The 23783-nt window shown below is 66.3% G+C and carries 18 protein-coding genes and 1 pseudogene; 11 read left to right on the top strand and 8 right to left on the bottom strand.

Going from position 1 to position 23783, the window contains the following annotated elements; genetic code table 11:
* Positions 1–124: 124 nt before the first annotated feature.
* From F622_RS0111015 to F622_RS0110980, 8 genes are all read right to left on the bottom strand, one after another.
* The gene (locus F622_RS0111015; RefSeq protein ID WP_026331572.1) at positions 125–1087 is read right to left on the bottom strand and encodes a PEP-CTERM sorting domain-containing protein; all 963 of its coding nucleotides are present in this window, start codon (positions 1085–1087) and stop codon (positions 125–127) included.
* A 754-nt stretch (positions 1088–1841) separates the two neighbouring features.
* On the bottom strand, positions 1842–4100 hold the full coding sequence (locus tag F622_RS0111010; RefSeq protein WP_019571972.1) for an RND family transporter: 2259 nt from the start codon (positions 4098–4100) through the stop codon (positions 1842–1844).
* Positions 4100–5812 carry a LysM peptidoglycan-binding domain-containing protein gene (locus F622_RS0111005; protein ID WP_019571971.1) on the bottom strand — a complete coding sequence of 571 codons (1713 nt, stop codon included), beginning with the start codon at positions 5810–5812 and terminating at the stop codon, positions 4100–4102. Before F622_RS0111005 ends, F622_RS0111010 begins: the two co-directional genes overlap by 1 nt.
* A complete protein-coding gene (locus F622_RS0111000; RefSeq protein ID WP_019571970.1) occupies positions 5790–6605 on the bottom strand; it encodes an outer membrane lipoprotein-sorting protein in 816 nt (271 codons plus the stop codon). Before F622_RS0111000 ends, F622_RS0111005 begins: the two co-directional genes overlap by 23 nt.
* Positions 6606–6609: 4 nt before the next feature.
* Complete coding sequence (locus F622_RS0110995; protein WP_019571969.1) at positions 6610–7512, bottom strand: ThiF family adenylyltransferase; 903 nt, start codon at positions 7510–7512, stop codon at positions 6610–6612.
* Entirely contained in the window at positions 7509–8384 is an 876-nt protein-coding gene (locus F622_RS0110990; RefSeq protein WP_018144839.1) for a PEP-CTERM/exosortase system-associated acyltransferase, read from the bottom strand. The genes F622_RS0110995 and F622_RS0110990 overlap by 4 nt, the downstream gene beginning before the upstream one ends.
* 2 nt (positions 8385–8386) lie before the next feature.
* Positions 8387–9103 (bottom strand): acyl-homoserine-lactone synthase, encoded by a 717-nt coding sequence (locus tag F622_RS0110985; RefSeq protein WP_019571968.1) that lies wholly within the window; start codon positions 9101–9103, stop codon positions 8387–8389.
* 128 nt (positions 9104–9231) lie between these two features.
* Entirely contained in the window at positions 9232–9804 is a 573-nt protein-coding gene (locus F622_RS0110980) for a PilZ domain-containing protein (RefSeq protein ID WP_019571967.1), read from the bottom strand.
* A gap of 366 nt (positions 9805–10170) precedes the next feature.
* On the opposite strand from F622_RS0110980, the gene F622_RS0110975 reads away from it, so the two are divergent.
* The 11 genes and pseudogenes from F622_RS0110975 to F622_RS0110925 all read left to right on the top strand — a co-directional run bounded on the left by F622_RS0110975 (position 10171) and on the right by F622_RS0110925 (position 23770).
* Positions 10171–11691 carry an XrtA system polysaccharide chain length determinant gene (locus tag F622_RS0110975; RefSeq protein ID WP_019571966.1) on the top strand — a complete coding sequence of 507 codons (1521 nt, stop codon included), beginning with the start codon at positions 10171–10173 and terminating at the stop codon, positions 11689–11691.
* Positions 11692–11806: 115 nt separating this feature from the next.
* Positions 11807–12703 carry an XrtA-associated tyrosine autokinase gene (locus F622_RS0110970; RefSeq protein WP_019571965.1) on the top strand — a complete coding sequence of 299 codons (897 nt, stop codon included), beginning with the start codon at positions 11807–11809 and terminating at the stop codon, positions 12701–12703.
* Positions 12704–12725: 22 nt separating this feature from the next.
* Complete coding sequence (locus F622_RS0110965; protein ID WP_026331571.1) at positions 12726–14201, top strand: TIGR03016 family PEP-CTERM system-associated outer membrane protein; 1476 nt, start codon at positions 12726–12728, stop codon at positions 14199–14201.
* A 3-nt stretch (positions 14202–14204) separates the two neighbouring features.
* Positions 14205–15284: an XrtA/PEP-CTERM system-associated ATPase gene (locus F622_RS0110960; protein WP_019571963.1), complete on the top strand. Its 1080-nt coding sequence runs from the start codon at positions 14205–14207 to the stop codon at positions 15282–15284.
* 15 nt (positions 15285–15299) lie between these two features.
* Positions 15300–16205, top strand: coding sequence for an XrtA system polysaccharide deacetylase (locus tag F622_RS0110955; RefSeq protein ID WP_019571962.1), 906 nt, complete (start codon positions 15300–15302; stop codon positions 16203–16205).
* Positions 16189–17256, top strand: a complete 1068-nt coding sequence (locus F622_RS0110950) for a FemAB family XrtA/PEP-CTERM system-associated protein (RefSeq protein WP_019571961.1) — start codon at positions 16189–16191, stop codon at positions 17254–17256. The genes F622_RS0110955 and F622_RS0110950 overlap by 17 nt, the downstream gene beginning before the upstream one ends.
* Positions 17257–17333: 77 nt before the next feature.
* Positions 17334–17612: pseudogene (locus F622_RS0110945) on the top strand (GxxExxY protein); the annotation flags it as partial.
* A gap of 50 nt (positions 17613–17662) precedes the next feature.
* Complete coding sequence (locus F622_RS0110940) at positions 17663–18913, top strand: TIGR03087 family PEP-CTERM/XrtA system glycosyltransferase (RefSeq protein WP_018175549.1); 1251 nt, start codon at positions 17663–17665, stop codon at positions 18911–18913.
* Positions 18903–20453: an exosortase A gene (gene xrtA, locus F622_RS0110935; RefSeq protein ID WP_019571959.1), complete on the top strand. Its 1551-nt coding sequence runs from the start codon at positions 18903–18905 to the stop codon at positions 20451–20453. Before F622_RS0110940 ends, xrtA begins: the two co-directional genes overlap by 11 nt.
* 47 nt (positions 20454–20500) lie before the next feature.
* Complete coding sequence (locus tag F622_RS0110930) at positions 20501–21625, top strand: TIGR03088 family PEP-CTERM/XrtA system glycosyltransferase (protein ID WP_018169311.1); 1125 nt, start codon at positions 20501–20503, stop codon at positions 21623–21625.
* Positions 21626–21874: 249 nt separating this feature from the next.
* Entirely contained in the window at positions 21875–23770 is a 1896-nt protein-coding gene (locus tag F622_RS0110925; protein WP_019571957.1) for an XrtA/PEP-CTERM system amidotransferase, read from the top strand.
* The last annotated feature ends 13 nt before the right edge of the window (positions 23771–23783 follow it).

The following is a 23783-nucleotide window of genomic DNA, read 5'->3' as shown; positions in this document are numbered from 1 at the left end:
GGGTTCATGACCGCTGTAGTACCGGGCCCGGATCGCGGAACAAAAAAAGGGCTCCCCGAAGGGAGCCCTCAACTCGATGCCCCGGGGGGAGGGCCATCAAGACTAGAAATCGTTCTAGCGTCGGTTATGCGGCCTGGCGGTAGGCGGAGCGGCGGCGGATGCCACCGACCCCGATGAAGCCGGCGAGGATCAGCAGGGACAGGCCCATCAGCGCCAGGGTGCCCGGTTCCGGCACTGCGAAGCGCAGGCTGCCATCGTGGGTGGACTGGGTTTCGCTGAACAGGGACTGGCCTTCGCGGGTGTCGCCGTACACGTTGTTGGCATCGTCACCGAAGAAGGTCTCCGGCGGCGGTTCCTGGATGGTGCCGGCGCTGGCAAAGGCCGAGACGATGAAGGTCGGATTGCCTTCTTCGTCTTCCAGCAGGTCGGCGAAGTCGATGCCGTCGCTGGTAAACCAGAAGCCCGGCAGCACGTTCACCACCTCGAATTCGAAGGTGAAGGTCCCTTCGATGAAGGCCCCGCCCTGGCTCTGGAATTCCAGGATGCTGTTCCCGGACTGCAGGGCCAACTCCATGATCTGTTCGCCGGCGCTGTAGTGTGCCGCCGCCGCTTCATAGTCCTGACCGAAACCGGGAGTCACGCCGGACATGAACAGCTGGAAGTTGTCGGTGCCCACCGCGGTGTAGTTGGCGTTGACTACGTAATTGCCGCCCACCGTATCGGTGCCGGTTACCACGCCGCGGAGTTCGTCCCAGAGGAGCCCCATGGAGTAGTCGTTGCCAAGGATGTCGCCGGACTGGGGTGCGGCCGCGTTGGTGGAGGTCCGGTAGGACGTGGCATCGCCGTACCCGCGGTCATAGAACACATCTCCGACCTGAACCGGGTTGTTCGGGTCCTGAATGTACTGGAAGGTCTGGGTGTTCAGGTCGAACATGATTCGGCGGACGTTTTCGACCGATCCGCTGTAGTTCGCGGTGGCGTCGAGGTTCATGTCGAAGTCGATCACCTCCGCTGCCGTCGCGGTACTCGCACCTGCGGCGAAAATGCCGACGCAGAGCGAAGAAAGAAGTACTTTTTTCGCGTTCAAGGGATTCTCCTGATGCTCAATTTAAAACGATTCAACCATCGCCGTGGTTTGGCCTGGTGGCCGAGTCCGTTGTTGTCGCAGTTATTACGAAGCAGATGCCGTGCCAATTTCGGCCTCGAAAATTAATCGCTCACAACCCATTGTTTGTGCGATAGAAAATGTTGGGGCTTAGCGGCGGGTTTTGGATTCGCCGCCGCGTGCGGGTGGTTTGCCCGCGATCCCGGGGCGGAACTGTAAAGGGGGTCGACGAAGGCTGGCGTGGGTTCGGGGCTTCAGGTCGATGGGCAGGGGCCCATGGACAACAAGTTCCATAAAATCAGCGATCTGTCGGAAATGCCCCCTTGTAAAGCCCATCGACAACGGGCCACGGGAGGCCCCGGGATCGACAAAGGATCGGGGCGAAGGGCCGTTTGCGAGGGTGGGGCGTGATGTGCGGGGTACGCGAACACCGAAGGACCGGTCGGGTCTGGCGGGCGCGACGGGCCTAGGGAGACGCTGATCAATGCGCACGTCCGCGTTGGTGCCCCATTTTTCCCGAGACAAGGCGCGCAGCGCAGCGCCGTAGTCATTCTACGGTCAAGCGGCGCAACGCAGGATCGGGGAAAATGGGGCCCAACCCCGAAGGGGCTCGGCCGATTTTGCCCGCTGACCGCGTTGCGGCTCGCTCATGTAGCTCGGCTACACTTCACTCGCCGCGCCTTGTCAGCCCGCAAAGTCGACTCGAGCGCGGACGTGCGCATTGATCAGCGTCTCCCTAGGCGGTACGCGCCCGCGACAGTCGATGCGCGACGACCAGCATGGCGGGGAGTACCAGCAGGTCGAACAGCAGGGCCGCGATCAGCCCGAAGGCGGTCAGCCAGCCAAAGGCAGCCGTGGGCTGGAAGTCGGACAGCGCCAGCAGCAGGAACTGAGCCACCAGCACGATGGTGGTGGCGGTAATCGCGCGACCGCTGCGGCGGAAGCTCCGGGCAAGTGCCCAGGCAACCGGGCTGCCACGCCCGCGGCGCCGGCGATAGTTGTGCAGGATGTGGATGGTGTCGTCCACGGCGATCCCGATGGCGACACTGGCAATCATGGCCGTGGCCATGTCCAGCCAGATGCCCAGCAGGCCCATCAGGGCGAAGATCATCGCCACCGGTGCCAGGTTGGGGATCATGCTGAGGAGGGTCAGGGGAACGGAGCGCCACATCAGCAGCATCAGCAGCGTGATCATCGCCGCCACGGCATACAGGCTGTGGAGCTGGCCTTGAATCAGCAGGCGTTCCTGATCCGCAAACAGCCTTGCCATGCCGGCCATGTCCCACTCGAGATCGGCCGGTGGGTTGGCCTCCAGATACCCCCGCAGATCGTCCATCAGCGCGTTGATGGACCGGGCGCCGTGGGCGTTCAGGTTGAGCAGGATGCGGCTGCGTTCGAAGTCGCGGTCCACGGCATCGAACAGATCGCGGCCGTCGTAGATGAACAGGTACTGGGCGACCAGGTTGGGGTCGTCGGGGATCCGGCGGTACGCCGGGTCTTCCTCGTTGAAGGCCCAGTGCATCTCCGCGACCAGGTCCGGCAGGGACAGGCTGTAGTCGACTTCGGGGCGCTGGTCCAGCCAGTGCTGTACGCGCTGGATCGCCTGCAGGCGTTCCGGGTCCTGGAGGCTGTCCCAGTCCGGGCCGTCGAACACCACCTCCAGTGCCATCACCCCGGAGAGTTCGCTCTCCACCGCGCGGGTGGCCTGGGTAATCGAGTGGTTGTCGTCAAAGAAGGCGTAGAGGTCGGTCTCGACCTCCACATGCCGGATCTGCGGGATCGCCAGGGCCAGGAGGATGGCCGTGGCCAGCAGCACCCACCCAGCCCGGCGGATGGCCAGGTGTGCCGCCAGCGCGGTCACGCGGTCGAGCAGGAGCAATCCGCGCTTGGGCGTGAGCCAGTCGCCGTGGTCCCAGCGTCCCATGATCGCGGGCAGCAGTAGCAGCACGACCGCTGCGGCAACGAGGACGCCAAAGGCCCCGATCAGGCCAAAGGTCTCGATCGGCCGGATGCTGCTGACTTGCAGCGAGGCAAGCCCCGCCGCGGTGGTCAGCGCCATGAACCACGTGGGTCGGGCCACGGCGGCAAGCGCCGCTTCCACGCGCGCGCGCCCCTGGTGGCCGCGTTGCGCGGCGTGCAGCATGGCGTTGAAGAAGTGCATCAGCATTGCCACCGTGAGCGCCGTCAGCAACGGCGGCAGGATGGCGGAGATCAGCGTGAACGGGCGGTCCAGCAGGATCAGCAGGGCGATCGCGGGGCCGGTCACCGCACTGATGGTGGCGGCGGACAGCACGACCACCAGCGGACGCCGGAACAGCCACCACAGGAGCAGGAGGCTCACGGTCATGGTGCCCGGAACCAGGAAGGCGAGGTCCTTGACCATGGCCCGGAGCTGGGCGACATCCAGGGCAATATGTCCGGCAATGGCCGCCAGCTCGTCTTCCAGGTCGTGTGCGCCGATCCGGTCGCGCAGCAGGCGTTCCAGTTGCAGGCGTTGCAGGCTGTTGTCGAGGGCGTGCGGGCGCACGATCACGGCCAGCGCCTCGCCTCCGGTGCCGGCCACCAGTCCGGGGGCGAAGCGATCGCGCAGCACTCGCTCGCGCCATTGTTCCGGGCTGCGTTCGTCCAGTGCCCGGCCGTCGACCAGACGATCCACCGTGAATCCGTCCGCTGTCGCCCGGATGTGATCCAGGGTGGTGACCGACAGCACCCGTTCGACGGCGGGGTCGGCCTCCATGTCCCGTGCCAGCGCATCAATGCGTTCCAGGAAGTCCGCTTCGAACAGATCGCTTCCGGTGAACAGGCCGACCAGCACCTGATCCTGGGGGAAGCGTTCGCGCAGTTCGCGATCGAAGGTGACGGCCGGGGCGTCCTCGGGGAAATAGGACTCGGGTGCGTTGTCCAGATTGACCTGCAGCAGGACGGGTCCGGGCAGGAGGATCAGCAGGGCCAGGATCCCCAGCGCGAGCAGGGGATGCCCCCGGAGCCAGCGCATCAGAACTGACCTCGCCAGCCCGTCACCAGCATGCGGTTATCGCGATAGAAGCCACCGGCGGTACCCTCGGCACCGTCCAGCCAGTGCAGGCCGATATAGAATTCCATGGGCTCGCGGGCAATCCACGCGAGTTCCGGGTTCAGGTAGATGTCGCGCCGGTTCAGGCCAACCGAGTACCGCATGCGGGCGCGCCAGTTGTGGCCGGCAAACGGGCTTTCCAGTTCCCCGGTCAGGAAGTAACTCTCCCGGGCATCCAGCATGTCCCCGGCATTCAGCAGGTGCTGGCCGGCCAGTTGCGTGGTCATGCGGAAATCTCCGTCCCCGGGGAAGCCCTCGGCACCGATCACCCAGTCGACGCCTTCCACCGTGGTCTGGCGCAGATCGTCCGCGCGGGTGACCGGCACATCGCTGAGCCAGGCGGCCTCGGCCCGCCAGGTCCAGGCGCCGGTGGCAAAGGCGGTGTCGCCGCCGACCACCCAGGTGCGCGGGTGCACGGCCTCCAGCGTCGGGCTCCCGGCGGGCTGACCGGTCAGGATGGCTTGGCGGGTATCGGCATCGAAGCGGTAGTAGGGCTGCGAGTGCCGGGCGCGCTGGATGGTCACGGCAAAGTCGGCGCCCCGCCCGGAGCGTCCCAGTCGCACCCCGGCGCCGCCATTTCCGGAGACATCGTCGTCGAGCGTGGCCTGTTCGATCAGGGGCGCCAGTGCCGGGTCTTGCGGCAGCCCCAGCAGGCGGCCGCGGTTGCGGTCCACCGGGTGCCAGAGGCTGTCGCGATCGGGCAGCTCCGCCGGCCGGAAGATGGGCAGGAACACCAGGTCGGCGTGCCAGGGCCCCTCGAAGAATTCCGCGCGGATGGCGGGATTCGCGCGTCGGCGTTCGCCGTAGGGGTCCAGCCCGAAGCGGGTCAGATCCTTGGTGCTGAGCCGGTCGGTGGGCGGAATCTCGTCCACCCGTCCCCACAGGATGCGCTGGGTGCCGACCGTGATGCGCGTGCGGTCGCCGCGGTAACGCAGGAAGTTCTCGTCGTAGTCGGCGCGGGCCCGCGTCGTGCGCGGATAGTCGCCACCCTGTTGCGCCTGGACGTCCAGGCGGGCGCCCAGGCGCAGGTCCCAGTCCTCGTTCAGGTTGTGCCGGGCGCTGACCACGGCGCGCCCGTGCTGCACGTAATCCACGGGCCGCCCGGACGTGCCCAGGACCCCGAGTTCGATCATCGCCTCGTCGACGCGCAGGTCCCAGGCGGAGGTGCCGGTTTCGGTTTCCGCCTCTGTGTCCTCGTCCGGCCGGTCGCCAAATACAAATTCGCGCCGTGTTTCGCCGTCGGGGGCGGCCGCAACGCTGCCCGCCGGTGCCGAGTCGGTGGGTTGGGGGTCTTGAGGAGGTGCGGCGTTTGCTGGGTCGGCGGCCCCGGCCTGGCCGGCAGGGGTATCCGGGCTCGACAGGACGGCGCCCACCTGCAGGGTGCGTTCATCGCCGGTGAAGGCGTGCGGATTGTGCTCGAACAGAAGGCGGATCGTTTCCTGGATGGAGGTGTGTTCGTCCGGGCGCAGGTGCTCGGCCAAGTCCCAGAGGGTGTCGCCCGGCTGTACCGTATACGGTCCCGGAGAGGCGGACGCCAGGGGCAGGGGGGCCAGCATCAGCAACGCGGCGAGGACCAGGGCGGGGTGCCCCCCAGCCCGCAGGCCGCCGGCGTCATGGGCGATAGGGGCGCGCAAGGCTCGGGTCCGACAGGCCGCGGATGCTGAACAACTCGCTCGGCAGCCCGCTGTTGTAGGTCACGTCCTCGACCTCGAGGATGGTTGTGCGGCCACTGGCAAGATCGGTCATGGCGCTGCGGGTGACCGTCCAGTAGCCCTGGATGTCCTCGATCCGCTGGACCTCCAGGCGTTTGGACGGCTCGTCGCCCCCTTCGTAGAGGTCGATTCGCAACGGCAGCAGGGTTTCCTCGTGGATCCAGCTGACGCGCTTGCTGTAGACGGAGTTGCCGGAGTCCACGGGGATGCTTTCGAGGACGGTGACGGGCGCTCCTTCGTAGGTGTCCTCGCCCAGGATGCGATGGTGGTCCTTGTGTGGCTCGCGGTCTTCCAGATCCTCGAAGTAGAGCTCGGACTGCACGAAGCTGCCGCCGCGATTCTCGCTGCTGATGCGGCGCTCGCGCTGGATGGCAGGTAGATACAACCACTGATCGACGTCATCGCCGGGGTGGTTGTGGATCAGGATGGCGGTGTCGGCGATGTTGCGCGGCGAGGTGAAGCGGATGAGGTTGCGGCTGGCGCCGGGCTCGTCGCCTTCCAGGCGGTATTCGTAGCTTTCGCGTACCCGCTCGCGGCGGCCGCCGCCGGTGAGGGTCATGATGCCGCGGGTGACGGCGTCGTCGCCGTCCGGGCGTTCGTGCACTGCGCGCGCCAGATCGCGTGCCGCGGATTCCTCGGCCAGGGCCGCGGTGGGGAGAGCGGCGGCCGACAGCAGCAGGGCCGTGCTGGCGAATATGGCGATCCGGGTCATCATGGCGTCATTGTACTCCCGGGTTTGCGGCCCGCTGCTGGGCGCGCTGGGCGTGCAGTCGCTTGCGGGCCATGCGGATCAGCAGGCGATGCAGCGGGTTGCGGTTGCCGCCCGGGCGCCACGTCCGCGCCAGTCGCTGGCGGTAGGCATCGAAATGCACGCCCCGCGGGGCCCACGTGACCGACCCGCGGCCCAGCAAGAGCTTGAGCACCTCGGTACCCATGACCCCGGCGCACAGGTCGCAGGCCATGGGCGTGGAGGGCCCGCGCCGCGCGGCCAGGTCGACGGCTGCCGGGTCGGCCAGGTAGCCCATCTGTAGCATGGCGGGGGCCAGGCCAATCATGAAACGAAGCGCCAGCTCCTCGTCGTCCAGGCCGTCGTGCAGGTCGAAGTAGGCATCGAAGCGCATCCCGCCGGGACGGAAGTTCAGGAGCGCCGCCCCCATACCGAGGGGCGCCACCGTGACGGCCGGGATGCCGCGCTCGGCGCAGGCCGCGAACACCTGGCGCCGAATGTCGAAGGCGAAGAAGTCGAGGCCATCGACATAGACATCCACGCCGTCGAGGAAAGCCTCCAGGTTGTCCGGGTGGATGCCCTGCGGATAGGTGTCGACCTCGAGCTCCGGGTTGATGTCCCGGGCCATCTCTTCCAGCACCTCGACCTTGGGCCGGTCCAGGCGCGACAGGGCTGCCCCGACCTGGCGGTTCATGTTGTGCAGTTCGAAGATATCCGGATCAGCGATGCGGAAGTGGCCGATCCCGAGGCGTACGAGTGTCAGCAGATGGGCACCGCCAACGCCGCCCAGGCCCGCGATTGCAATCCGCGCCCCGCGCATCCGCTGCAGTTCGCTGGTGGTCACCCAGCCGACGGTGCGGGCGAATGCCGTCTGGTAGTCGAAGGCGGAGCTCAATTCCTCAACCCGTGGTATCCATTTTCAGGTCTCGTTGGTTGCGGGCGCCACGTCCGCCCGGCCGGCAAGACTTTGGGGCGCATGGGGGCAGCGCGTGGCCGGATGGCTTTCATCGGCATCGCGGTGGGGAGTGGATGTGGTCTGCGCAGCAGGGTCGACTCCACGTGCCGGCACAGCTCGCTCAGGGCACTGGATCGCCGGATGCTTTCGTACGCCTCCCCGGAGTCGATATAGAACGCTGCGCGCTTGCCGTGATAGTGCACGATCTCGCCAATTTGGGTGAACTCGAGTCCGGTGTGGCGCAGGATGCGGGCGAGTGCTGGCTCCATCATGGCAAAGGCATGCTGCTTGCGGTGGTGCACGCAGAGCAGGGTCGCGGCCACGAACAGGCTGACCGCCAGGATCGGGAATACGCGAACCTGGTCGGGCGAGATTTCCAGTGCCTCGATGTCGCCGAACGGTGTGGCGGTCTCGCCATGGCGCCGCCGAAACATGCCGTGGACGGCGAGGCGGGATACCTCGCAGATGTTGTCGCGGTCCAGCCGGTCGGGGCGCCAGGCGCTGTCGAAAAAACTCTCGCTGCAATGGCGTTCCATCGGCAATTGCGTGATCGAATCATGGGCGTCGACATGGACCACTCGCACACACCCGGCCGCCATGGCGCTGGGCTTGTGTTCCAGCAGGCAGTGCCAGGCCTGGGTGTCGTACTCGTCGATCTCCTTGTGCCCCGGGCAGTCTTCTTCACGCTCGAAGCCGAACTCCTTGCAGTACACCTGATAGCGAAGATGCTGGATCTCCTCCAGGCTTTGCCCGGTGCGCGTGGAGAGGTCGAAGTACCGATTGAACGCACTGACTACCGAGTCGCTTTCCACGACTAGTTTCCTCCTGCTACGAGCCCCGCCGTATCCGAGGGCGGACCCCATGGCTCGGGAGCTTCCGCATGGCGCGGCGTGCATTCCGGTCCGGGACTCTCCCATGCAGTGTAGTGCGGAACTTCCGAAAGTGCCGGAAGCTGCAATCGCTGCCGCCAGGCCTTCAGGGCCTCGCCCGCTTCGTCCGTGTGCGTCAGGCAGGGTATGCGTGTGCCGCGATGCCGGTGCGGCGCGCCACAGACCTCGACGGGCAAGCCATGACATCGCAGCAGTCGCGCGAGCGCCGGGCGCACCAGAAAGAACATGCGCAGGTATCCATGCCGTCGCGCGTATTCCTGCGAGGCCTGACACAGGTGATAAAGCACCTCGGGCGAGGCCCCGCGTACGATCAGGCGCGAAACTTCCACTGCTGGAACATCGGCTTCGGCCTCCACCTCCGGGAACAGTCGGCAGTTTTCCGTGGTAGGCAGTGGGCGTTTGCCCGGGAGGATCAGGCGCATCGCGCCGACCCAGCGCGTTTCCGGCGGGCGACCCTCGTGGCTGATCAGGAAGTGTTCGGCATGTTCGTCGTAGGCGTCGCGCTCGATGCCCTCAGGATGCTGCTCGGCGGGTTCGAACCCGGTTTCGCGGCAGTACACCTCGTAACGCAGCCGATAATGAATGCGGCGGGCGGCCTCCGAACGGGCGAGGTAGGTGCGGATCCGGCCGGGGCTACCCATTTGAAAGGGCGCGTCCGAAATCGGACGCGACGAGCGGTTGCGGGGTTGTTTTTGCGATTTCTGCTTGAGTGGCCATCCAGTGTTTCATCTGTCTGCTCCCGTGGGTTGGCGATTGGTAGCCGCTCGCTTCAGGCGGCGGCATTCACGAACTGCAGCCCGACCCCTCGTGGACTGGAAAACACAACGACGCCGTCGCGCGCGCCGTCATTCGGCACGATTACCCGGATGGCGGTCCCGGGCGGCAGCCGCGGCTGGTAGCGCAGCGGCATGACGCGTGCGCCGGAGCGCGAGACGTCCACCAGACGACAGTGGCCCGGCCGTCCCTGGATCCACATTTCCGTGCGCAGGTTGACCGCCTCGCGCGGCCAGCGCCGTCGTTCCCTCTGCTCGCTAGTGGCCTCGTCGGCCTGTTGTCCCTCGCTGAACTGCCATGCGATGGCGGCGCCCCAATGCTGCTCCTGGGCCGATCCGGCGTAGATCTGTGCCTGTGCCGGGTCGGTGACCGGGGGCGACCCCAGGCGGTTGATCAACGCCGCGACGAAGCTGGCGGAGACTTGTTCGTACTCCCCGGCGGATTCCAGGTCCTGATATAGCTGGCCATGGATCTCGTCGAGGATGCGGAGGCGTTGATCCCAGGTTTCGTTTGCGATTGCCGGGAACCAGAAGTCCGCGAGTTCCAGTGCCAACTTTTCGTGACTCATCAGCGATCCTTGATGGTCGGTGCAGGGGCCGCTGCAGATGTGAAACTCTACCCTGTGTGTACAGCAGCAAACTCTGTACCAGTACACAGAAATGACAGGGATTCGCTCATCCTCGCGCGAGTCGCCTGCGCCGTGATTTGCCCGTCAGTTCGCCAGCTGTAAACAATCCCGACATCTGTGGACAGTCCCTGGCAAACCCACTTCAATGAACCTGGGATTTCTCCCAACCCGGCCTCGCCGGCACGCCGGTGTCGAGCCCGGGGGGTCCCGGCGCAAGGCAGACGCGTCCGGGGGGCAGGTATTCGTTAGCAGATCGGCCCGCGGACGCTACCAGGCGCCGGTGCGGTCGGCGGGAAGCTGGGTTGTATGGAAAAGATCGTTCAAGAGCTCTGGCAGCATGTTCGCTCTACTTGGCGCAAGCGCTGGTGGATCCTGCCCATTGCATGGCTGGTCTGTCTGGGCGGCTGGGCTTACGCCCACAACCTGCCGGACACCTATCAGGCGGAGGCCCGGGTCTATGTGAACACCCAGTCGGTTCTGGATCCGCTGCTGCGCGGGATGACGGTGCGGCCGAACACCGAGCAGCGCCTGCGCATGATCACCCGTACCCTGTTCAGTCGTGACAACCTCGAGGAGATCGCCCGCGAGAGCGATCTCGACGTTCTGACCGGCAACTCCAACCTGGATGCCCAGGTCGCGTTGCTGCGCGCACGGCTGACGCTGGACGTCGGCGAGCGCGACAACATCTATAGCGTGAGTTTCCGTCACGGAAACCCCGAGGTGGCCTATCGCGTGGTCCGCGAGACGGTTGACCTCTTCATGGCCCGCGGCATGGGCGACTCGCGCCTCGATCTCACCACCTCGCAGCAGTTCATCGAGCGCCAGCTCGATAACTACGAACAGCAGCTGCAGGAGAAGGAGGCCAAGATCGAGCAGTTCAAGCGCGACAATGCGCGCTTCCTCAGCGGCGACGGCAACTTTTACTCGCGTCTCGAGCGCACCCGTGACCAGCTGCAGCAGGCGCGCTTGCAGGAGCGCGAGGCGCAGAGTCGCTTGCAAACCCTCCGGCGGCGCGCCGGAAGCGGACAAGGTGGTTACGAAAACCTGGAGCTGGACCGGCGCATCAGCGAGCTGCAGGAAAGCATCGACGCGATGCGTCTGCACTACACCGACGAGCACCCGGACGTGGTCTCGTCACGGCGCATTGTCGAAGAGCTGGAGGCGCGTCGTGAAGAAGAGGCGCGCAACCCGCAGGCCATCCGACGCGTGGGCAGCGGCAACGAGGTGCTGCAAAACGCCATCAGCGAAACCGAAAGCGAGATCGCGTCGCTGACCACTCGGATCGCCGAATTCGAGGACCGGGTTGCGCGGCTGGAGGGCGACGTGGATCGCGCACCGGCGGTGGAGTCCGAGCTGACCTCCCTGACCCGCAATTACGACGTCATGCGCAACTCCTATCGCCAGTTGCAGGATCGCCGCGAGCAGGCGGTGATGTCGGGGGCCGTCGAGAGTCAGACCGACGCGGTCGACTTCCGTGTGCTCGAGCCGCCGCGTCAGCCCACAGCGCCGGCCTCGCCGGATCGACCCATGCTGGCCACGGCCGTACTCCTGGTCGGTCTGGGTGCGGGCACCGGCTTTGCGTTCCTGCTGTCGCAGCTGCGCCGAACGATCAGTAGCAGCCAGCAGCTGGCGGCGGTCACCGGCCGCCCGGTCCTGGGCAGTGTCTCGCGTGTGCGTACGCCGATGAGTCGCCATCGCCGCTTGTCGGAGCTGATGGTATTCACCGCCGCACTGGGGACGCTGGTGCTGGTGTATGCCGTGGTCATGGGACTTTACGCGACCGGCTCGGAAGTCCTTCTGGACGATCTCCTGGGGCTGTTGCGATGACGGAACCACGCAGATGCGGGATGGGATGCCCCGGCAATCCGGTGGCGTGCCGACTATCTTTCAGGGAACCGGCCGACTCGATGGAGTCGGTTGCCGGCAAGGGGCTGACAGCATAATGAGTATTATCGAGAAGGCGCTGGACAAAAACCGGGCGCGTCAGCCGGTCCCCGAAACAACGGCCGAACAGGCGGCCACCCCCGAAGCCGCCACGCGCGAGCCCGAACGCTGGCGAGAGCCAGTGTCGCAGGAAGTCAGCATCGATTTTGCCTGGCTGCGCAAGCAGGGGCTCATCGTTCCGGGGGATCAGCGTTCCAGCGTGGCGGAAGAGTTCCGCATGATGAAACGCCCCCTGCTGAACAATGCATTCGGACGACATGCCGCGATGCGCGTGCCCAAGGGCCGGCTGATCATGATCACCAGCTCCCTGCCGGGGGAGGGCAAGACCTTTACCAGCGTGAATCTGGCCCTGAGCATGGCGATGGAGCTGGAGCGCACCGTGCTGCTGGTGGATGCCGATGTATCACGACCGGCTATCCCCCGCACCCTTGGGTTTCACGCCGATCTCGGGCTCATGGATGTCCTCAGCGAACCCGACATCCAGATCCCCGATGTCCTGCTGCGCACCAACGTGGAAAACCTGACCGTTTTGCCGGCAGGCCGCCCCCACGGACGCTCGACCGAGATCCTGGCGAGCGACGTGATGCGGGATCTGGTCGATGACCTGCATGACCGGTACGAGGATCGCATCATCCTGTTCGACTCCCCGCCCCTGCTGGCCACCAGCGAGCCGGGTGTCCTGGCGACGCACATGGGGCAGGTCGTGATGGTAGTGGAGGCCGATCGCACCCCGGCGAGTACGGTGGAGCGAGCCATGCATCAGCTGGATTCCTGCGGCGTCGTGCTCACCTCCCTCAACCGCGCGACGCCGGGTATCGGCATCGGCGGTCAATATTACGGGGGTAGCTACTATGGCATCGAGCGTGATCATGTCGCCGACACCCCCGCCCGCTAGCTTCCAGCGCCAGGGGGGGCCGTTGCCGGCGCGCTGGTGGCTGGTCGGCACGGCGGTGGTCGCGCTGGCATCGCCCGCAAGTGCGCTGGCCGTCGAGTGGACGTTGACCCCGCGGGTCACGGTGTCGGCCGAGGTCACCGACAACGCCCGTCTGGCCCCGCGAGGCCAGGAGGAAGCGGACCTGATCGGTACCGTCAGCCCCGGATTTACGCTGCGCGGGGAAGGCGCCCGCAGCGATACCCGTATCGATTACCGCCTGAACTCGCGCTTTTATCTCGACGACTCGCGCCAGGGGCGCACGACGCACGCCCTGCGCGGGCGCAGCAACTGGGAGCTGGTGGACGACACCTTCTTTGTCAATGCCGGGGCCTCGCGTACCGAGCAGGTGGCGTCGATTCTCGACCCGGTCGGCATCGGTGGCAGTACCCCGCGCGGAAACCTGCAGGAGACCACCTCCTACAGCGTTTCGCCGATGCTGCGGACCCGTTACGGCAGTTTCGCCACGCAGGAGGTCCGCTATACCTATGGCGCGACCCTGAACCACCAGAGCAATCGCCAGGACAGCGACTACCACCGGGGCGAGTACGTCCTCAATAGCGGGGCTGCCTTCAACCGCCCGTTCTGGCAGGTCGCCGGGTTCTACGAGGAGGAGCGCTTCGATAATGGCCTGGAGGGCGAGTTCGGGCAGGTCAGCGGGACGCTCGGCTATCGTTTCGGGCGGTCCCTGCGTCTGTTTGGCGTGGTGGGCGAGGACTTCAATGATTACGCGACGACCCGCGAAGACGATGACGGCAGTTTCTGGCAGGTCGGCGCAGGCTGGGCCCCGACCCGGGTCACCAACATCGAGGCGCGTTACGGCGAGCGCTATTTCGGCAAGAACCGCGCGCTGTCCGTGAATCATCGCAGTCGCCGCGCGACCTACCGTCTCAGCTACGACGAGGGGGTGAGCTCGACCCGGCAGCGGCGTGAGGGCCCCTTTGCCCAGCTGGCGGAGGATGCGCAGTTCATGACCATCGACGAGTTGCTGGATCGCTACACCCTGGAGGAGATATTCCTGTTCGCCCTCAATCCGCAGCTGGGCGACGAGGCCTTCGTTGAAGGCTTCTACTTTACTCGTAGCTGGCGTGCGGGCTGGAGCTATGACACCGGCCGCAGTGTATTCGGGATCAATCTGGTGCAGACCGAGCGTGAATCCGAGACCCAGACCAATGTCGGCCTGTTCGAGGACAACCGGACCCAGCGCGGGGCCAATGTCTTCTGGCAATGGCGGTACGGCCCGCGCACGACCTCCCTGGTGAGCACTGGCGTCACCCGGACCGATTTCGCCGACAGCGATCGCGAGGACGACCTCTGGTACCTGCGTGCCAGTGTCAGCCGTCAGCTGACCCCGGACACCACCGCGAGCCTGGCCGTCCGGCACCAGCGGCGGGAGTCGAACAGCGCGGACAACGAGTATCGCGAGAACGCGATCATCGGCACGCTGACCAAGGAGTTCTGAGGCATGTACGAAGAATTCTACGGCTTCACCGGTCGGCCCTTTGCCCTGAGTCCCGATCCGCGTTTTTTCTATGCCAGCAAGGGCCACAGTCGGGCGATGGCGTATCTCGAATACGGCGTGCAGCTGGAGGAGGGCTTCATCGTTATTACCGGCGAGGTCGGGGCCGGCAAGACGACGTTGGTGCGCAGTCTGTTCGAGACCCTGAGTGACAAGCCTCTGGTGGCGGCGCAGTTGGTCAGCACCCAGCTGGATGCAGAAGACTTGCTGCGTTCGGTCTGTCTCGCGTTCGGGCTGGACGATGCCCCCAGTCACAAGGCCGGCCAGCTGCGCCGTCTGGAGACCTTCCTGCGCGATACCCGGGCGCGTGGCCAGCGCGCCCTTCTGGTGGTCGACGAGGCGCAGAACCTGGGCCCCGATGCCGTGGAGGAGCTGCGCATGCTCTCCAATTTCCAGGGCGAGGACGGGCCGCTGCTGCAGAGCTTCCTGCTCGGGCAGCCGGAATTCCGGCGCCTGTTGCGGAGCGAGGACATGCAGCAGCTGCGCCAGCGGGTGATCGCGACCTACCACCTGGGGCCGATGGACGCAGACGATACCCGGGCCTACGTCGAGCACCGGCTCGCCCGGGTCGGCTGGAACGAACGGCCGCATTTCGACGACGACATCTGGGCGCGCATCCACGACTACACCAGTGGCATCCCGCGCAAGGTAAACACCTTCTGTGACCGCCTGCTGCTGATGGGGTACCTGGAGGAATGTACCGACCTGGATGCCGCGCGGGCGCAGCAGGTGATCGACGAGATCGAGGAAGACCTGGAAGGGGTCCTGCTGGATGAGGGGCCGTCTGCCACGGGGCGCCCCGAAGCCGGGTCGGGGTCGGACGGCCTGGATGATCGCCTGGTGGCCAGCCAGGTCTCCATGCTGCGGATCGAACAGGATATCGAGGCACTGGAGGAACGCCTGCAGCGGATTGAGCGCAATCTCCTGGTCAACTTCCGGGCGACTCAGGAGGTGCTGAAGATCGTGCGCGACGAGGGCTACGAAACGGAGGCGCTGGCGCCCGTTTCCAGTGCCGCGCAGTCGTAGCGGCCGAGGCCTGTCATGCAGACGCAAAGTGCCGATCGGCCCAACGCCCTGACCGTCGATGTGGAGGATTACTTCCAGGTCTCGGCACTGGCCCCGCGCATCCCGCGCGATACCTGGGACACCCGCGAATGCCGGATCGAGCGCAACCTTGATCGCATCCTCGAGCTGTTCGATCAGAGCGGCGCGCAGGCGACCTTCTTCACCCTCGGCTGGATCGCCGAGCGTTACCCGCACGCGATCCGCCGCATCGTCGACGCCGGCCATGAGCTGGCGAGTCACGGCTATGGCCACGAGCGGGTCACGGATCTGGCGCCCGCCGCCTTCCGCGCCGATATCGAGCGCGCCCAGCGCATCCTCGAAGACCTCTCCGGAGCCCCGGTCCGCGGCTATCGCGCGCCCAGCTTTTCGATCGGCGAGGGCAATCTCTGGGCGCTGGAGGTGCTGCGCGAGGCGGGACTGGAGTACAGCTCGAGTATCTACCCGGTGCATCACGATCACTACGGTATGCCGAAGGCCCCGCGACACCCGCATCGCCCGATGCCTGCCGGGGTCCTGGAGCTGCCCCCGGCGACCCTCCGCATGGGCGGGCGCAACCTCCCGGCGGCCGGTGGCGGCTATTTCCGGTTGCTGCCTTATGTGATGTCGCGCGGGGCCCTTCGGCGTATCGGGGCACTGGACGGGATGCCGGCGGTTTTCTACTTCCACCCCTGGGAGATCGATCCCGATCAGCCGCGGGTGTCCGGGCTCGGGGCGCGGAGCCGTTTCCGGCACTACGTGAACCTGCACCGGATGGAGTCGCGCCTGAAGCGTCTTCTGCAGGACTTTCGCTGGGATCGCATGGACCGCGTGTTTGCCGCGGAACTGGCGGCACCCGAGGACCATGCAAGAGTGACAGGGGAAGACAATGTACGAACCGCCTGATCAACGTGCCAGCGGTACCGGTGCCCTGCAGGTCCGGACGCTGTGTGCGGCCGACCATGCGCGCTGGGATGCGTTCGTGGAGCACTGTCCGCAGGCCACCTTCTTCCACCGCGCGGGCTGGTCGACGGTCTTGCGCGAGGCGTTCGGACACGAGACGCACTTCCTCTATGCCGAGGTGGATGGCGCCATACAGGGCGTGCTGCCGCTGGGCCGTATCCGTTCCCGCCTGTTCGGGGACTCGCTGTCATCGCTGCCGTTCTGTGTCTACGGCGGTGTGGCCGCAGTCACCGACGCCGCGGCCGCGGCGCTGGATGCCCGAGCACAGGAGCTCGCCCGCAGCCTGAATGTCGATTATCTCGAGTATCGCCTGCGCGAACCGAGGCACCCGGACTGGCCGACCAAGAGCGAGCTCTACTTCACCTTCCGCCGCCTTCTGGATCCGGATGTCGACGCGAACATGAATGCGATCCCGCGCAAACAGCGGCGCATGGTGCGCAAGGGCATCAAGGCGGGCCTGGTCAGCGAAGTCGAACATGACATCGACCGCTTCTACCCGATTTACGCGGCCAATGTCCGGCGCATGGGGACCCCGGTCTTCGGCCCGCATTACTTCCGCAAATTGCTCGACGTGTTCGGTGATGATTGCGACGTGTTGACGGTGACGCACGAGGGCGAAGCGGTCGCCAGCGTGGTCAGCTTCTGGTTCCGCAACGAGGTGCTGCCCTACTACGGCGCGGGAACCCCGCGAGCCCGCGAAGTGGCGGGCTACGACTTCCTCTACTGGGAGCTGATGCGCCGTGCCTGCGAGGCGGGCTACCGGGTATTCGATTTCGGCCGCAGCAAGCGCGATACCGGGTCTTTCAGCTTCAAGAAGAACTGGGGCTTCGAGCCGCAGCCGTTGTACTACGAATACGACCTGGTGCGTGCCCGCGAGATGCCGGACGTCAATCCCCTCAACCCGAAGTACCGCTACTTCATCGCCGCCTGGCAGCGCCTGCCGCTGCCCGTGGCCAACTGGCTGGGCCCCAAGATCTCCCGCTCCCTCGGCTGAAGGGCCTTTTCACCACAGGGCCAAAGAGAACACTGAGCAGGTCAAGGGCGGATTGACCACGAAGGTCGGTTTACGAGAACTGCCGGGTGCACGAAATGCTGGAATCGGGCCTGTCCTGCGTCTCTCAGGTTCCGATACCCGTCACTTACAAGGGGCAGACGCTGGATTGTGGATGCCGTATCGACATCCTGGTCGAGGACAGACTGATGATGGAATTGAAAAGTGTGGATGACCTGCAACGGGTTCACGAGGCCCAAACCCTCAGGCACATGAAACTCGCGAATAGCGCGCAAGCCCTGTTGATCCATTTCGACAGCGTGCGCCTCAACGATGGCCTCAAACGCCTGGTTCTTTGATTTGAATGCCCTTCTTCGTGCCTTCGCGAGCTTCGTGGTGAACAAGCCTTATGGATGATCTGTTGTATCTGGTGCACCGGATTCCGTGGCCGCCCAACAAGGGGGACAAGATCCGCTCGCACCACATCCTGCGCTATCTGGCGCAGCACTATCGCGTGCATCTCGGCACGTTCATCGATGACCCGGCCGACGCTGCCTACCTGCCCGAACTCGAAGGGCTGTGCGCCAGTGTCTGTGCCCGTCCATTGCCGCGCCGCCGTGCCCAGTTGCGCGCCCTGAGCGGCTTGCTGAGTGGCGAGGCGCTCAGCGTGCCGTGGTATCGCGACCGGGAACTTGCGCGCTGGGTCCGTGCAACGCTGGCAAGGCAGCCGGTCGCCCGAGCCCTGGCCTTTTCCTCGGCGATGGCCCAGTACCTGCCGGAGGGGGGCGGGCTGACCCGGGTGGTCGACTTCGTGGACGTGGATTCCGACAAGTGGACGCAGTATGCGCCGACGCGGCGCTGGCCCATGAGCGCCATATATCGGCGCGAAGGGCGGCGGCTGCTGGCATACGAGCGACAGGTCGCGCAGGCCAGTGACGCCAGCCTGTTCGTGTCGCCGGCCGAGGCGGACACCTTTCGCGAGCAAGCACCGGAAGTGGCAGGCCGGGTGCATGCCCTGAACAACGGTGTCGATGCCGCCTTCTTCTCGCCCGATGCGGTTGCGGCACCCGGTCCCTATGCGGAGGGGGTGCGCACCGTGGTGTTCTCGGGGGCGATGGATTACTGGCCCAATGTCGATGCCGTGATCTGGTTCGCCGACCACGTCCTGCCTGCGCTGCGGCTCGAACATCCCGGTGTGGAGTTCTGCATCGTTGGCAGCCGGCCGGCCCCGGAGGTGATGGCGCTGGCGGATCGCCCCGGTGTCACGGTGACCGGATTCGTGGACGACGTGCGACCGTGGATCGCGCACGCGACCGTCGTCATTGCACCCCTGCGAATTGCCCGTGGGGTGCAGAACAAGGTCCTGGAGGCGATGGCCCTGGCGCGCCCGGTCGTGGCCAGCCCGCAGGCTCTGGAAGGCCTGACCGCGATGGCTGGGCGCGAGGTGATCCGTGCCGAGGCCGAACCGGGCGCGTTTCTGCAAGCCGTTTCCGGATATCTGCGTGCACCGGATCCGGCGCTCGGGCACGCGGCGCGCACCCGGGTGCTGGCGGACTATGACTGGGCGCGCAATCTCGCGCACCTGGGCGAGTTTCTCCGCCTGCACCCCGGCGGGGTCCCCGGCGCCGAGCCGGTCCCGGAGGCTGCCCATGGACGCTGAAACGCTCAACATCCGGGCGTCCGTGCGCGGCTCGTCCTGGTGGCTGGCCGGGCCGGTGCTGGTGCTGGGTCTGGTCGTGCTGGGATGGATGTTCTACCCGACGTTCGAATCCATTGTGGCCGTCTGGAACCGTTCGGAGACCTTTGCTCATGGTTTCCTGATTGTCCCCATCGTGCTGTTTCTGTTGTTTCTCAAGCGCGAGGAGGTGCTGGCCCTGGAGCCGCGTCCTTCCTGGTGGGCGCTGTTGCCCTTGCTGGGCTTTTCGCTGGTCTGGGTGGCGGGAGAGCTGGTGGATGTGGTGTCCGTGCGTCAGTTCGCGGCCGTCCTGATGATCCCCGCGCTGTTCTGGCTCGTGCTGGGCAATGCGATCACCTGGCGCTTGCAATTCCCTCTGGCGTACCTGCTGTTCGCGGTCCCGTTCGGTGAGTTCCTGGTGCCGCCGCTGATGGATTTCACCGCGGACTTCACCGTAACGGCGGTACAGCTCACCGGGATCCCGGTCTATCGCGACGGGTTGTATTTCGATCTGCCCACGGGCCGCTGGTCGGTAGTCGAGGCCTGCAGTGGCGTGCGCTATCTGATCGCGTCGGTCGCGCTCGGTACCCTGTACGCCTATCTCATGTATCGCAGCCCCTGGCGGCGGCTCGTGTTTGTCGGCGTCTCCATCGTGGTGCCGATCGTCGCCAATGGCCTGCGGGCCTACATGATCGTGATGATTGGTCATCTGAGCGACATGGAGTATGCGGCCGGGGTCGATCACCTGATCTATGGGTGGATCTTCTTCGGGGTGGTCATTGCGCTGATGTTCGGGATCGGGGCCTTCTGGCGCGAAGATATGGACCCGCCCACCGCACGCGTGCACACGCCGAAACAGCGACGCTCGTTGCAGGCCGGACCGTTCGCCGTGGCGGCCCTGCTGGCGGTGGTGCTGGCCAGCGTGGCCCCGCTGTATGCGGATTGGATGAACCAGCGTGATCTCGGTCCGGTGGCGGGTCTGGGCGTGGGCCCGCTGGTCCCGCCCGGCTGGCGGGTGCTGGAGGATCAGGCCGATGCCTGGGAGCCGGGTTATCGCGGCGCCCGCGATGGCCGGGGTGGCCTCGTCACGGCGGAATATGGCGGGCCGCCGGTGGGCATGCACGTGCTGTTCTACCGCGAACAGCACCATTACGGGAACATGGTGGGCTGGAGCAATACCCTGGCCGGGCGTCACCGCGTGGGGTCCTGGTCGCAATCCCATCGCGGGCAGGCCACGGTCGACGGTTACCCCAATCCCGAACGTTTCCTGTTGCACGGGCCCGGGCAGCAACTGCTGGTCTGGCGCTGGTATTGGGTGGACGGCCAGCTGACCACGTTGCCGCATACGGTCAAGGCTCGCGAGGCGCTGAACCGCCTGGTGGGAGGCCGCGATGACGCGGCCCTGGTCGTGCTCTATGTGCCCTATGGCTCCGAGCCCGGGGAAGAGGAGGCGACGCTACAGGCCTATGCGGCCGACGTCCTGCCCGAGCTCCTCGAGCAGCTCGCCGCTGTCGCGCGACAGTGACGGTCGCATCCGCCAAGACCGTCCGGGATGGCGATCCGCGACCCTGCGTGGCGCATATCATCCATCGCCTGGACATCGGCGGGATGGAGAACGGGCTGGTCAACCTGATCAACCACATGCCCGCGGACCGCTTCCGGCACGCCATCATCTGCATGACGGACTACACCGATTTTCGCCTGCGCATCCGGCGCGACGATGTCAGTCTGCATGCCCTGCACAAGCGCGAAGGCAAGGACCCGCAGGTCCACGTTCGCCTGTGGCGACTGCTGCGCGCCCTGCAGCCGGATATCGTCCATACCCGGAACTTCGGCACGCTGGAGGCGCAGGTGACCGCCGCGCTATCCGGCGTGCGCGCGCGCGTGCATGGCGAACACGGTTGGGATGTCGGCGACCTGGACGGCACGCGCGACCGCAACCGCCGATTGCGCCGGCTGATGCGGCCACTGGTCCGACACTACATTGCCCTTTCGCAGCATCAAAAGGGATACCTGCGGGATGCGATCGGGGTGCCCACAGCGCGTCTTTCGCACATCTTCAATGGTGTGGATACCGGCCGTTTCGCACCAACGTCAGAGGCGTTCGTGCCCCCGTTTCCAGAGGGCTTCCGGGGCCCCGGCACCTTCGTGATCGGCTCGGTCATGCGCATGCAGGCGGTCAAGGCGCCGCTGGACCTGGCACGGGCCTTTGTCGCACTGCGCGAACGGATGCCGACGGAATTTCCGCGCCTGCGTCTGGCGATGATCGGGGACGGCCCGCTGCGCGGGGAGGTCCGCCAGCTGCTGGAGCAGTCCGGGGTGGCCGGCCAGGCCTGGATCCCCGGTGCCCGGGAGGATATCCCCGACTGCCTGCGGGCGCTGGACCTCTTCGTCCTTCCCTCGCTGGCCGAAGGCATCTGCAACACCATCCTCGAGGCGATGGCCACCGGGCTCCCGGTGGTCGCGACGGATGTCGGGGGGAACCCGGACCTCGTCCAGCCGGGGGTGACCGGGGTGCTGGTCCCGGCGGGCGATCCGGACGCGATTGCGGCCGCGCTGATGGCCTATCCCGGCGACCCGGCACGGACCGCACGGCAAGGTGTGGCCGCTCGTGCGCGGGCCGAGGCGGAGTTCAGCATGGACGCGATGGTCGCGGGGTACATGGGGGTGTACGACCGGGTATTAGGTAGACGCTGATCCATCGACGCGACTGCGTGGATGGATCAGCGTCTACCTTGGCGGCACAGAACGCGGGTCGGCGCCACCGTTAGTTCCGGCGCTAACGCCAGGGGCCCTGTGGCGCGTATCGCGGTCGGTCCGCGGCGGGGTTGTCGTTTATGCTGAATTTTCCGTGATGGTGCGGCGGGGCTTGCCCCGATCAGGGCCTCCCCGGGGGCACCGTCCGGCGTCACTTGGCCTCGGCAAGGAAGCGATCAGGAACCCGACATGTGCGGCATTACCGGCATCTTCGATCTGCGCGACCGGCAGCCGATCAATCGGTCCCTGCTGGAGGCGATGAACGAGACCCAGTTTCACCGCGGTCCGGACGAGGGGGGTGTGCACCTGGAGCCGGGCGTCGGGCTGGCGCATCGCCGCCTGTCGATCATCGACCTCTCCGGCGGGCAGCAGCCGCTGTTCAACGAAGACGAGACCGTCGTTGTGACCTACAACGGCGAGATCTACAACTTCCCGGAGCTGACCGCCGAGTTGCAGCAGGCGGGGCACCGGTTCCGCTCCCACTGCGATACCGAAGTGATCGTGCATGCCTGGGAGGAGTGGGGCGAGGCCTGTGTGCAGCGCTTTCGTGGCATGTTCGCCTTCGCCGTCTGGGATCGCAATCGCGACACCCTGTTCCTCGCCCGCGACCGCCTGGGGATCAAGCCGCTGTACTACAGTGCGCTGGCGGACGGGCACCTGATCTTCGGCTCGGAGCTCAAGGCGTTGATGGCGCATCCGGGGATGCCGCGACATATGGACCCGCATGCGGTGGAGGACTATTTCGCCTTCGGTTACGTGCCGGAGCCGCGCAGCATCTTCCGGGGCGTGCACAAGCTGCCGCCCGGCCATACGCTGACCGTGCGCCGCGGACAGGGCAACCTGAGTGAACCGAGCGAATACTGGGACATCCCGTTCGGCGACAGTGGTGTGGCGGATGCAGCGAACGCCGCGGAGGAACTCACGGCGCGCCTGCGCGAGGCAGTGGACGTCCGCATGGTCGCGGAGGTCCCGCTGGGGGCCTTCCTCTCGGGCGGGGTGGATTCCAGCGCGGTGGTCGCGATGATGGCGGGGCTGTCCGACGACCCGGTGCGCACCAGTTCCATCGGCTTCGCCGATCCGGCCTACGACGAATCCCGCTACGCGCGGATGGTCGCCGAGCGCTACCACACGGATCACCGCACGCAGGAGGTCGATCCCGACGACTTTGCGCTGCTGGACCGCCTGAGCGGGCTCTACGATGAACCGTTTGCCGACAGTTCCGCGCTGCCGACCTATCGGGTCTGCGAACAGGCACGCCAGCAGGTCGTGGTTGCACTGTCCGGGGATGGCGGCGACGAGAACCTGGCCGGCTATCGGCGCTATCGCCATCACCTGGCGGAGGAACGCCTGCGCGCGCCGCTGCCCCTGGGGCTTCGGCGGGCCGTGTTCGGGACCCTGGCGCGGTGGTATCCCAAGGCCGACTGGGCACCGCGCCCGTTCCGCGCCCGCGCCACCTTCCAGGCCCTGGCGCGGGACTCGGTCGAGGGCTATTTCCAGGGGGTATCCATCCTGCGCGACGATCTGCGCGCGCACCTGTTTTCGCCAGCGTTCCGGCGCTCGCTTCAGGGCTACAGCGCGGTGGAGGTCCTGCGTCGGCATGCGGCGCGCGCTCCCACCGAGCACCCGCTGTCGCTGGTGCAGTACCTGGACATGAAGACCTACCTGCCGGGCGACATCCTGACCAAGGTCGACCGCGCGAGCATGGCGCATTCGCTGGAGGTCCGGGTGCCCCTGCTCGACCACCAGCTGGTCGAGTGGACCTCGGGCCTGCCCCCGGATCTCAAGCTGCGGGGGACGGAGGGCAAGTACGTGCTGAAAAAGGCCATGGAGCCCTACCTGCCGGAGGAGATCCTCTATCGGCGCAAGAAGGGCTTCGCCGTCCCGGTCGCCGAGTGGTTTCGCGGACCGCTGCGTGAACGCATGCGGGCGCAGGTGCTGGGGCCGCGCATCGCCGACTCCGGCATCTTCGACATGGACTATCTCAAGACCCTCGTGGACCAGCACACCAGTGGCGCCCGCGACCACAGCCCGGCCCTGTGGTCGCTATTGATGTTCGAGGGCTTCCTGGCCCGGTCGACGGCCTGATGCGGGGGTGGCA

This window comes from Thioalkalivibrio sp. ALMg3, assembly GCF_000381225.1.
Classification (GTDB): Bacteria; Pseudomonadota; Gammaproteobacteria; order Ectothiorhodospirales; family Ectothiorhodospiraceae; genus Thioalkalivibrio; species Thioalkalivibrio versutus.
The sequence above is the reverse complement of the archived record's forward strand: the minus strand, read 5'-3'. Positions and strand labels throughout refer to the sequence as shown.